The organism is Geomonas oryzisoli (genome assembly GCF_018986915.1).
Classification (GTDB): Bacteria; Desulfobacterota; Desulfuromonadia; order Geobacterales; family Geobacteraceae; genus Geomonas; species Geomonas oryzisoli.
Genome location: NZ_CP076723.1, coordinates 3,986,858 through 3,998,842 on the forward strand (window position 1 = coordinate 3,986,858; position 11,985 = coordinate 3,998,842).

Sequence of the window (11,985 nt, forward strand, 5' to 3'; positions counted from 1 at the left end):
GGATGCGCATCCTGATCATCGAAGACGAGCAAAAGGCCGCCAATTACCTGAAGAAGGGGCTCACCGAGAACGGCTTCAGCGTCGACATCGCCAACGACGGCGAGGACGGCCTGCACCTGGCCATGACCGAGCAGTACGACCTGATCATCCTCGACGTGATGCTCCCCATCAAGGGGGGATGGGCCATCATCCAGGAGCTTAGGGAGGCCGGCAAAGAGGTCCCGGTGATCTTTTTGTCCGCGCGGGACTCGGTGCACGACCGGGTGCACGGCCTGGAGCTGGGGGCGGACGACTACCTGGTGAAACCGTACGCCTTCTCGGAGCTTTTGGCCCGGATCAGGATCATCCTGCGCCGGCACCCCCTGCAGCAAAGCGAGCTGCTCAAGCTGGCCGACCTGGAGCTGGACCTGGTCCGGCACAAGGCCCGGCGCGGCGGCCAGACCCTCGACCTCACCGTGAAGGAGTTCCAGCTCCTCGCGCTGATGTTGAGGCGCCGCGGCGAGGTGCTTTCCCGCACCACCATCTCCGAGCAGGTGTGGGGCATCAACTTCGACAGCGACACCAACGTGGTGGACGTCGCCATCAGGAGATTGAGAAAGAAGGTGGACGATCCCTTTACCCTGAAACTCATCCACACCATCAGGGGGGTCGGCTATGTCATCGACGAAGCTGCCTGACCAGCCCAACTCCTTCTCCATCACCGCCCGGCTGGTAGGTTTCTACCTCGTCGCCACCCTCTTGATCCTCCTTTGCACGAACTGGTTCCAATTCAAGGCCCTCTACAAAGACCTCGACTACGAGGACAACGACTTCCTGGTGGAGCGGATCGGGACGCTGCGGGACATCATCGCCCGCCACCCGGACGCGCTCAGGGACCAGATCCCGACCAACAAGCCGGGGCAGCCGAACCGGCACCTGGTGCGGGTCCAGGACGCCGAGGGGCGCACCCTGATGCAGTCGCCGGAGATGGCGGGGCTGGCGGTGGAACTTTTTCCCCCGGCGGTGACCAGTGCCGAGAAGATCAGCCGCGGCCGCAAGTACCGCGCTCCGGACAAGCGGCACTACCTGCTCAACGCCGCCTGGAGTGAGCGAAACGGCGATCCCCACTACCGGCTGATCCAGGTCGCGCTGGACATAAGCGACGAAGACGCGCTCATGTCCAAGTACCTTATCCGGACTGCGGCCTCGGTGGCGACCGGCCTGCTGCTGGCGGCGCTGCTCGGGGTGACCATCACGCGGCGGGGCCTGCGGCCGTTGCAGGAAATGGCGGAAAAGGTGGCGCATATCACCGAGGCGGACCTGCACCAGCGCATCGGGACGGCGAACTGGCCGCGGGAGCTGACCCAGCTCACCGTGGCGTTGGATGCCATGCTGGGGAGGCTCGAGGAATCCTTCGCCCGGCTTTCCGAATTTTCGGCCAACCTCGCCCACGAACTGCGCACTCCGATCAACAACCTGCGCGGCGAGGCCGAGGTGGCGCTGTCCCGGGCACGGTCGGAGGAGGAGTACCGACACATCATCGAATCCGCCATCGAGGAGTACGAGCGACTCTCCCGCATGGTGGGGGACATCCTGTTCCTGGCGCGACCGGACCGCGCCTGCCAGCCGGTGCTGATCGACGCGCGGGCGGAGGTGGAGCGGCTGGCGGATTACTACGGCAACCTGGCCGAGGAGCAGCAGACCACGATCGTCATCGAAGGGGACGGTGAGGTCAGCGGCGATGCCAACCTGTTCCAGCGCGCCGTAGGCAACCTCATCTCCAACGCCCTGCATTACGGCTCCCGTTTCGGAGAGATCAGGGTGAAACTCAGCGAAACCGGCGACGGCGGCCTGGAAATCGCCGTGGAGGACGACGGCATGGGTATGGACCCGACCGAGCTGCCGCGCGTCTTCGACCGTTTCTACCGCTCGCCGCAGGCCCGCCAGATCTACAACCAGGGAAGCGGGCTCGGGCTTGCCATCGTGCGCTCCATCATGAATCTCCACGGCGGCACGGCCACGGTGGCCAGCCGTCCCGGCGCGGGAACCGTGGTAACCCTGCGTTTTCCGGCACCCCGACAGCGGGACACAGGAGCATCCGTTGCCGACACATGACCTAAAACCTGCGCAGACCGCCTCCACCCCGCGCCCCCCGATCCAGAGCCAGACCGTGCGCATCGTCGGGATCTACGCTCTCTTCGGGCTCGCCTGGATCTACGGTTCCGACCACTTCATCGACCTCATCATCGACGACAAGGGGACGCTCCTCAAGATCGCCGTCATCAAGGGGTTCGTCTTCATCCTCTGCACGGCGACCCTGCTCTACTTCCTCATCAACCGCTTCCTCGGTGAGGTCGCGACGGCGGACCGCGAACGCCTGGAAAGCCTGGAGAGCCTGAGCCAGAGAAACGCACAGCTGCGCCTGTTCTTCGAGGCGGCGCCCGCGTCCCTGGCCATGTTCGACCGGGACATGCGCTACATCGAGGTGAGCCGTCGCTGGCTCTCCATGTACGGCCTGGGGGAGCGCGACATCCTGGGGCTGTCGCACTACGAGGTCTTCCCCGAGATCCCCGAGTACTGGAAGGAGTTCCACCGTCGCGGCCTGGCCGGCGAGACCATCCGGGAGGAGGCGGACGAATTCCGGCGGGCGGACGGGTCGCTGCAGTACGTCAGGTGGGAGATCCGCCCCTGGTACCAAAAGCCCGGCGAGATCGGCGGCATCGTCATCTTCACCGAGGACATCACCGAAAGGAAGCAATTCGAGACCGCCCTGAGCGCCAACGAGCGTTTCCTGCGCCTGTTGACCGACCACCTCCCCGGCCTGGTCGGCTACTGGAAAGAGGACCTGACCTGCGGCTTCGCCAACAGGACCTACTGCGAGTGGTTCGGCAAGAAAGCGGAGGAGATCATCGGTGTGGGCATGCGCGAGCTCTTGGGAGAGGAGCTCTTCGCCCAGAACGAGCCGCACGTGCGCGCGGTGCTCGCGGGAGAGCCGCAGCAGTTCCAGCGGACGCTGGTGAAGCGCGACGGCGAGGTTGCCTACGTCTGGTCCCACTACATCCCCGACCTCGTGGACGGCTCCACCCGCGGCTTTTACGTGCTGGTGTCCGACGTCACCGAGCTGAAACGGGCCGAGGCGGAGAGGCAGCGGCTGGAGCACCAGCTGCAGCAGGCCCAGAAGATGGAGTCGGTGGGGAGGCTCGCCGGAGGGGTGGCGCACGACTTCAACAACCTGCTCACCGTCATCATGGGGCTGGCCCAGCTGGGGATACGGGAACTGGGGCCGGAACACCCGACGCTGGTGCGGCTGGAGGGTATCCGCCAGGCGGCGGAAAAATCCGCGGCTCTCACCAGCCAGCTGCTCGGCTTCGCCCGCAAACAGACCATCGCGCCCAAGGTCCTTAACCTGAACCGTGCCGTCGAAGAGATGCTGAAGATGCTCAAGCGCCTGGTGGGAGAGGACATCGATCTCGCCTGGAGCCCGGGGAAGGAGCTGTGGCAGGTGTGCATGGACCCGTCGCAGCTGGACCAGATCCTCGCGAACCTCTGCGTCAACGCGCGCGACGCCATCGCGGACATCGGCAAGATCACCATCGAAACCGGCAACGTCTCCTTCGACGCCGAGTACTGCAACGCGCACTTCGACTTCGTCCCGGGCGATTACGTCCTGGTGGCGGTGAGCGACGACGGCTGCGGGATGGACCAGGAGACCCTGGCGCAGATCTTCGAGCCTTTCTTCTCCACCAAGGAGGTGGGGCGGGGCACGGGGCTGGGGCTCGCCACGGTGTACGGCATCGTGAAGCAGAACAACGGCTTCATCAACACCTACAGCGAACCGGGAGAAGGGACCACCTTCAAGGTCTACCTGCCGCGGTACACCGAGGAGGGGGCGCAAGCGGTGCCGGAAACGGCTCCGGCGCCGGCCACCGGCGGCAGCGAGACCATCCTGCTGGTCGAGGACGAGCCGAGCATCCTGAACGTTGCCGTATCGCTGCTGACCCTTCAGGGTTACCAGGTGCTGCCGGCGTCCAAACCCGAGGACGCGCTGGAATTCGCGCGGCAGTACCGCGACCGCATCGACCTGGTGGTCACCGACGTCGTGATGCCGCAGATGAACGGCAGGGACCTGGTGCGCAGGCTGCTCACCTTCTGCCCCAAGGTGAAAAGCCTCTACATGTCCGGCTACACCGCCAACGTCATCGCCCACCACGGGGTGCTGGACCGGGGGGTGAACTTCATCTCGAAACCCTTCACCATGAACGATCTGGCCGCCAAGGTGCGCGCCGTGCTCGACGCGAAACCGGAAGAGGTCGCGTAGCTACATGACAGAAATGTCATCTGACTGCAATGCAACGGCAAGGAGCGCTACCGTATTATAGGCGGTATTTTTGTGTCACTAATTCAAGAGGTTTGTCTATGCAGCAACGCCGACTGGGGCTGGTCGCCTTCGTCTCCCTCACATTTCTCGCTGTTTCCACCGCCATCCGCATCATGCTGGCAGCCGCCACCCCGAAGGGGGCCGGCCTCAAACTCTCGCTGCTGCTCAAAGCGGCAGCCGCAGGCCTGTATTTCGACCTGGCTACCTTGGCCTACGCCATCGTGCCGCTGGCGCTGTACCTGATCCTGATCCCGCGTCGGGCGGCGACGCACCGCCGGCACATCTGGCTGGTGCGCCTTTTCTTCGCCCTGTTCGTGGGCGTGCTGGTCTTCGACGTCTGCGCCGAGTACATCTTCTTCGACGAGTTCGGCACCCGCTTCAACTTCATCGCCATCGACTACCTGGTCTATACCCAGGAAGTGGTCGGCAACATCCGGGAGTCCTACCCGCTCAGCGTGATCTTCTCCGGCATCGGAGCCGTGGCGGCGGCCGTCTGCTGGGTCCTGAGAAAGCCGCTGACCCGCGGGGCGGAAGCGACCTTCAACGGTGCCTACCACCGCACCGGTTTCCTGCTCCTGCTGCCGGTCGTCCTCTCCTACGGCGTGGTCAACATCTCCCAGTCGGCCATCTCCAAGAACAACTACGCCAACGAGATCGCGGGCAACGGGGTCTACAACCTGTTCGCCGCCTTCATCAACAACGAGCTTCCCTTCACCAGGTTCTACCGGACCCTGCCGCAGAACCAGGTGAACGCGCGCCTGAGGACCCTGGTCGCGGAGCGCAACAACAGCTTCGTCGATCCCAAATCCGAGCGTTTCACCCGCAGCATCCGCGCCGAGGGGCCGGAGAAGCGCCTGAACCTGGTGGTGGTGGTCGAGGAGAGCCTGTCGGCCGAGTACCTGGGAACGTTCGGCAACACCAAGGGGCTCACCCCGAACCTGGACCGCCTGGCATCGCAGTCGCTTCTGTTCACCAACCTCTACGCCAACGGCACCCGCACCGTGCGCGGCCTGGAGGCGCTCACCCTCTCCGTCCCGCCGCTGCCGGGCACCTCGATCGTGAAGCGTCCCAACAACGGCGGCTTCCGTTCCTGGGGCGAGATCATGAACGCCAAGGGGTACCAGTCGAAGTACATCTACGCCGGGCACGGCTACTTCGACAACATGAACGCCTTCTTCTCGAGTAACGGCTACTCCATCGTGGACCGCACCGACTTCGCCAAGGACGAGATCTCCTTCGCGAACGTCTGGGGGGTGTGCGACGAGGACCTTTTCCGCAAGGTGATCAAGGAGGGGACCAAGTCCTACGAAGCCGGCAAGCCCTTCTTCTCCATGGTGATGACCACCTCCAACCACCGTCCCTTCACCTATCCGGCGGGCAGGATCGACATCCCGGCCAAAAAGGGGCGTAACGGCGGGGTGAAATACGCCGACTACGCCATCGGCAGGCTGATCGCCGAGGCGAGCAGCAAGCCCTGGTTCAAGGACACCATTTTCGTCATCGTCGCCGACCACTGCGCCGGCAGCGCCGGCAAGACCGACATCCCCATCAAGAAGTACGAGATCCCGCTTTTGGTGTACTCACCGGCGCACATCAAACCGGCTCGGGTGGAGAAGCTGATGAGCCAGATCGACGTCGCCCCCACCGTGCTCGGCCTGATGAACATGAGCTACCAGAGCGACTTCCTGGGACGCGACATCTTCAAGGACTCCGGCCAGCCCGGGCGCGCCTTCATCTCGACCTACCAGAAGCTGGGCTTTTTGACCGACAACGAGCTGCTGGTGCTTGGGCCGAGGCAGTATTCGGCGCAGTACAAGGTGAACCGCAAGACCGGCGACGCCAAGAGCGAGCCGGTGACCGACGCCATGCTGGGCGACATGCTCGCGTACTACCAGGGGGCGGACTACCTGTACCAGCACAGGCTGAACCGGATCCGCTAGAGCCGGGACGGAACAGGCGGGAGATACCCGCGACAACGACAAACGGGACGCAGCCTGATGAAGGCGCGTCCCGTTTTCCTTTTCTCCTGTTCCGTTTCCGCTCGCCCCTGCTTGCGGCAGAGTATCGGCTCGGTCATAGCCCCATCTTGCGCACGGCGAAGATGACCAGCATGCCGCAGAGCATGGCGGCGAGGGTGTTGCGGGTGCGTAACACGACGATGGCGGTAAGCGCGGCGGCCATGAGTCCCCAGACGCCTTCGGCGACGATGGACGGCACCACGAGCGAGAACAACAGGGCCCCGGGCAGGGCATCCATGGCACGGCGGAAGCGACCGGAACGCGGGAAACGGGAGGCCAACAGCAACCCGCCCAGCCGCAAGGAGTAGGTCACCGCGGCGGCCAGTCCCACGGCGATCAGTACTTGAGGCTCAATAGCCGGCAGCATCTTCCACCTCCTCCACCTTCTCCACTTCGTCCGACTCGCATGGCCCGACCATGGCGCTGATGGCGCCGGCCAGTCCTCCCGCGACGATGTACCACTTGCCCGGCAGGAACTTGTGGGCCAACAAAGCGGCTGCCCCGGCGACGAACCACGGGAGGACGTCGCCCTTGCCGCGCCACAGCCCGACGGCCAGCGCCGTGAAGACCGCGGTGAAGGCGAAATCGAGGGCGTACTCTTCGGGCCTGGTGATGAAGCCGCCGCCAAGAAGACCGATCAGCGTGCCACTGCTCCAGGCGAGATAGAGGAAGACGCCGCCGCCGAAGAGAAACCAGGTGGTGGCGCTGCCGTTGCGCTGCTCGGACATGGTGACGGCCCAGTTCTCGTCGGCCACCAGGTGCATCATGCCCATCTTGTGCAGCAGGCTCCGTCCGGAGAAGAGCGGGTCCAGGGAGGCGCCGATCAGCAGGTAACGCAGGTTGATCACCAGGACGGCCAGCGTCATCTCGAAGATGGGCATATGGTTCGACCACATGTCGACCATGACGAATTGGGCCGCACCGGCGAAAACGGCGCTGTTCATGTACATCATGTCGAGCCAGCTCAACCCCTTTTGCGCGGCGAGCACGCCCAGCACGCTGCCATAGGCCATGGCGCTGGCGGCCACCGGCACGTTGGCCCTGGCCCCCCTGATCATCTCGGGCTTTCTGTGTTTCATACATTCACCTTGGTGTTGGCTGCCATGCAATTTGTTCGTCCGGAGTCACAGCCTACTACTTAAGGACTGGTGGGGAAAAGATACAGATGGCGGTAAAAAAAGGGCGGTATTGTGTGCGGCAGCTCGCGTCGGAAGGCAAATCCCCCCTTCGCAAAAGGGGGGGACGTAGCGCGGGGCCTCATCGTTTAAAGCAACAGGTCCTTGTGCCGGACAAGGGATCAGATGCTGTTCACGTCGATCATGGCTTCGCCCATGACATATTCGGTCTTGGCGTCGCGGGAGGCTTCGGCGAGGCGGGCTACGATGCGGCGGATCTTCTCGAGTTCGAGCTTCAGGTCGGACAGGTGGGTGCGGACCTTGTCATCGCCCTCCCCCAATTCCTTGGCAGCCAGGTGCAGATGCCACAGTATCGCGGTCAGGGGGTTGTTGAACTCGTGACTGATGGCAACCGCCATCTCCCGCAGCAGCTTCAGTCTCTCGATCTCGACCGCCATCTGCTTTTCCCTGCGCGATGCCAGGTGGAGGGAGACGCGCGCTACCAACTCCTCCGGGTAAAAAGGCTTCACGATGTAATCATCCGCCCCGGCCTCGAACCCCTTCACCTTTTCACCGCTGGTATCGCAACTGGTTAGAAAGATTACCGGGATCTCCCGTGTTGCCGCGTCCGCCTTAAGCTGACGGCAGATGTCGTAGCCGTTCATCCCCGGGAGGTTGACGTCGAGCAGGATCAGATCCGGACCGATCTCAATGGCGACGGACTGCGCCGAGTCACCATCCTCTTGCAGGGTGACCTCGTACTCTCCGCTAAGGATGTCCAGCAACTGGGCCTGCGCCACCTTGCTGTCTTCTACGGCAAGGATCTTTTTCATAGCTCTCTCCAAATAGGAACCGAGGAACGACGCTGTACCGGGAGTCAGGGTGCCGCAGCTTAACATTCCCGTTAGCACGAATCAACTATGTGTAAGAGGCGGGGGCTAAAAGGAAAGGCAAATCCCCCCTGCCCCCCTTTAAGGGGGGGCGCTTGTTCAAATGCAGTGCGTTGTGGGAACCATACTCGGCGCGGGTTGGGAGTCAGGGGATGGACCGGATGCGGAGTGATGGGGGAGCCGAACGGCTCCCCCATCTTGTAACTACATCTTGGTGACGGTGAAGTCGACGCGGCGGTTCTTCGCCTGGCCGGCCTTGGTCTTGTTGTCGGCGATCGGCTTGGTGTCGCCGAAGCCCTTGGCGGAAAGCCGGTTGGCCGCTACGCCTTTCTTGTCGACCAGGTACTTCACGACGGCATCGGCACGGTCCTGGGAAAGCTTCATGTTCGCTTCGGACTTGCCGACGTTGTCGGTGTGGCCGTCCACCTGCACATGGAAGCCCGGGTAATCGGTCATGATCGCAGCGATGGCGGTCATGGTCTTGTCACAGGCGGGATCCACCTCAGCCTTGCCGGTCTTGAACTTGATCGGCCCCTTCTCGTTCTGAACCTTCTTCAGCTTCTTGGTCACAGCACTGAGAGCGCCCTCTTTGGCGGTCGCCGCGGCTTCCTTGCCCAGGTCTTTGCCAAGCCCCTTGACAGCATCAAGCGCCGCATAAGAAACACCGGAAACCGTCAGAGTCAGTACAACAGCAGCAGCAATTTTCCGTAACATTTGAATCCCTCCTCAGTTTTTTTGCCATTGAGAGATGGTACCGTCACCTCCTCTCAATTGCCAAGTCTGAAATATAATACTTTTTAACCTGTGAGTCAATGAAGGTGCCCTCTCAATGTGATTCGTATAAGTAACGCGGTTCGTCCATCACTCTTTAGGTGAAAATGGCCCATCGCTGCCGAAAAGCCCCAAAAATGCTTTGACTCTGGTCTTGGCAGAATGATAAGGTCCCACGAAATCATTAAGCTTCCCTTTATAAGACAATGTGAAGGAGGATGAGTGAGCGAGGCCACCGCCCGCAACGAGGAGCAACGGACTGAGACAAGGATCCTATCCCTCGTCCTGTTCACACTCGCCATACTGGTCCTCTACATCTGCAGTACCTACTCTTACCTGCTGTTCCACACCATGGTCGAGGTCTTCTGCGTCCTCGTCACCCTGGGCGTTTTCCTGCTGGCCTGGAATTCCCGAAGATTCCTGGACAACCACTATTTCCTTTTCCTGGCGCTGTCCTTGGCCGTTTCAGGCCTTCTGGAGTTGCTGCACACCTTCGCCTACAAGGGGATCGGGATCTTCGTCGGGTACGACGCCAACCTCCCGACGCAACTCTGGGTCTCCTTCCGCTACGTGGTCAGTCTCTCTTTCCTGGCTGCGCCGCTTTTCATCAACCGAAAGCTCAACGTCGTCGCGGCGGTGACCGGCTTCGGCAGCATTGCGGTGTTGCTCATCCTCGCCATATTTTCCGGCCATTTCCCCGACTGCTACGTCGAGGGGCGGGGGCTGACCTCCTTCAAGATCTACAGCGAGTACCTCGCGATCGTGATCCTGCTGGCCTCGGCTGCGGTGTTGTGGGTGAACCGGGAGCGCTTCGACCGTCGCGTCCTCAGAACACTCGTCGCCTCCGTGCTCAGCGCCGCTTGTGCCGGCATCGCCTTCACGCAGTACCTGAGCGTGTACGGCCAGGCGAACCTGGTCGGCCACCTCTTTCTCTTTCTCTCCTCCGTCCTCATCTACCGGGCCATCGTCTCGACCGGCCTGAAGGAACCCGCCGCGCTGCTGTTTCGCAGCCTGGAACAGAGCGAGCAGGCACTCAAGCTAAGCGAGGCCAGGCTGCAACTCGCCCTGGAACAGCGCACGCGGGAACTGGTCGAGAAGGAGGAACGCGAAGCCGCGCTAAAGCGCAGTAACGAGCGGCTCGATCTTCTGGCTGACACGGCGAGTCAGCTGCTGCAGAGCAAAGATCCCCGACTGCTTGCAACCGTGTTGTGCCGCAAGGTGATGGAGTTTCTGGACTGCGACGTCTTCTTCAACTACCTCATGGATGAAGAGAACGGTGGGCTGAAACTCAACGCCTGTGCCGGCATCAGCGAAGAGCAGGCCGCGGCCATAGAACGGCTGAACCTGGGCGTCGCGGTCTGCGGATGTGCTGCGCGCGACGCCTGCAGGATCGTGGCAGAAAACATCCCGGGATCTGTCGACGCCCGTACCGACCTCGTCAAGTCGCTCGGGGTAAAGGCGTACGCCTGTCATCCGCTTCTGTCCCAGGGGCGGGTGCTGGGAACGCTCTCCTTCGGCACCTCCAGCAGGATCAGCTTCAGCGAAGACGACCTCTCGCTGATGAAGGCTGTTGCGGACCAGGTGTCCATCGCCATGGAGCGCAACCTCATGGAGGAGCGGCTGCGCCAGGCGAAGCTGGCGGCCGAGGAGGCCAGCCATACCAAGAGCAGGTTCGTTGCCAACATGAGCCACGAGCTGCGCACCCCGATGACGGGGGTGCTCGGCATGCTCGACCTGGCGCTGCTGACCCCGGATGACGCGGAAAGATCCGGCTACATCCAGACCGCCCAAAGGTCGGCGCGCTCGCTGCTGCGGATCCTGAACGACATCCTGGACCTGGCCAAGGTAGAAGCCGGCAAGTTCACCCTGGACCTCCGGCCCTTCTCCTTGCGCGTCTGTCTCGGTCAGGCGATCGACATCGTGATGCCCGAGGTGAAGCGCAAGGGGTTGGAGCTCGATCTACAGGTGGAAGACGGGCTCCCCGACCACGTACAGGGGGATCAGATCAGACTGCGCCAGGTGCTCACCAACCTGCTTGGAAACGCGGTGAAGTTTACCGAGCACGGCGGAGTCGCCATTACCGTGCGCGCAGGCGCAAGTGGCAACGACGCTCAGATGGAGTTCCATTTCGCCGTACGCGATACCGGCATCGGCATACCGCCGGACAAGAGGCACATGCTCTTCAATTCCTTCAGCCAACTGGACGACTCCAACACCCGCAGCCACGGAGGCACCGGCCTGGGACTCGCCATCAGCAAGGAGATCGTGGAGCGGATGGGGGGAAGCATCGTCGTGGAAGGCGAAGCAGGTGCGGGAAGCTGCTTCTCGTTCTCGGTCCGGCTGGGGCTCGTCGAGGGTGAGGCGGAGGTGGAGCCTCCCTCCCCGCGCCCACCCTCTCAACCGGCAGCGACAGGGAGTGCGGCAACGGGTGGCGCCCGGCGCCTGCTGGTCGCGGAGGACGATCCCACCATCCGGCAGGTGTTGGGTACCATGCTGGGGAGGGTCGGCTACCAGGTGGATTTCGCGGAAGACGGCGAACAGGCGGTGGAAAAGTGGCAGAGGTCCAGCTTCGACATGATCATCATGGACGTCCAGATGCCCCATCTTGATGGCTTCGAGGCGACTCGGACCATTCGGGAACTGGAACTGCGGCGCGGGGGACGCCTGCCGATCCTCGCCATGACCGCACACGCCATGAAACAGGATGAGGATCGCTGCATCGCCGCCGGCATGGATGACTACATCTCGAAACCCATCGACTTCAGGGAATGCCTCGAAAAGATCGGGGCCCTACTCGGTTCAGCCGGCTCCGCCTGTCCATAATCGAGCGAGAC

At 62.7% G+C, this 11,985-nt stretch carries 9 protein-coding genes; 5 read left to right on the plus strand and 4 right to left on the minus strand.

Annotated features, from left to right (window positions below; genetic code table 11):
* Window positions 1-2 precede the first annotated feature (2 nt).
* The 4 genes from KP004_RS17370 (at window position 3) to KP004_RS17385 (ending at window position 6,297) form a co-directional block, all read left to right on the plus strand.
* Complete coding sequence (locus KP004_RS17370; protein ID WP_216799677.1) at window positions 3-677, plus strand: heavy metal response regulator transcription factor; 675 nt, start codon at window positions 3-5, stop codon at window positions 675-677.
* Window positions 655-2,094, plus strand: a complete 1,440-nt coding sequence (locus KP004_RS17375) for a heavy metal sensor histidine kinase (protein ID WP_216799678.1) — start codon at window positions 655-657, stop codon at window positions 2,092-2,094. The genes KP004_RS17370 and KP004_RS17375 overlap by 23 nt, the downstream gene beginning before the upstream one ends.
* Window positions 2,081-4,297, plus strand: a complete 2,217-nt coding sequence (locus KP004_RS17380; protein ID WP_239026848.1) for a hybrid sensor histidine kinase/response regulator — start codon at window positions 2,081-2,083, stop codon at window positions 4,295-4,297. Before KP004_RS17375 ends, KP004_RS17380 begins: the two co-directional genes overlap by 14 nt.
* Before the next feature lie 98 nt (window positions 4,298-4,395).
* Entirely contained in the window at window positions 4,396-6,297 is a 1,902-nt protein-coding gene (locus KP004_RS17385) for an LTA synthase family protein (protein ID WP_216799679.1), read from the plus strand.
* A 133-nt stretch (window positions 6,298-6,430) separates the two neighbouring features.
* Here the strand turns inward: KP004_RS17385 and KP004_RS17390 are convergent, their stop codons facing one another.
* From KP004_RS17390 to KP004_RS17405, 4 genes are all read right to left on the minus strand, one after another.
* Window positions 6,431-6,742, minus strand: coding sequence for an AzlD family protein (locus tag KP004_RS17390; protein WP_216799680.1), 312 nt, complete (start codon window positions 6,740-6,742; stop codon window positions 6,431-6,433).
* The gene (locus KP004_RS17395) at window positions 6,726-7,454 is read right to left on the minus strand and encodes an AzlC family ABC transporter permease (RefSeq protein ID WP_216799681.1); all 729 of its coding nucleotides are present in this window, start codon (window positions 7,452-7,454) and stop codon (window positions 6,726-6,728) included. Before KP004_RS17395 ends, KP004_RS17390 begins: the two co-directional genes overlap by 17 nt.
* 218 nt (window positions 7,455-7,672) lie before the next feature.
* Window positions 7,673-8,323 (minus strand): response regulator transcription factor, encoded by a 651-nt coding sequence (locus KP004_RS17400; RefSeq protein ID WP_216799682.1) that lies wholly within the window; start codon window positions 8,321-8,323, stop codon window positions 7,673-7,675.
* A gap of 261 nt (window positions 8,324-8,584) precedes the next feature.
* The gene (locus tag KP004_RS17405; RefSeq protein WP_216799683.1) at window positions 8,585-9,094 is read right to left on the minus strand and encodes an OmpA family protein; all 510 of its coding nucleotides are present in this window, start codon (window positions 9,092-9,094) and stop codon (window positions 8,585-8,587) included.
* Between the two features lie 279 nt (window positions 9,095-9,373).
* Between KP004_RS17405 and KP004_RS17410 the strand changes: the two genes are divergently transcribed.
* Window positions 9,374-11,974, plus strand: coding sequence for an MASE3 domain-containing protein (locus tag KP004_RS17410; RefSeq protein ID WP_216799684.1), 2,601 nt, complete (start codon window positions 9,374-9,376; stop codon window positions 11,972-11,974).
* Window positions 11,975-11,985 lie beyond the last annotated feature (11 nt).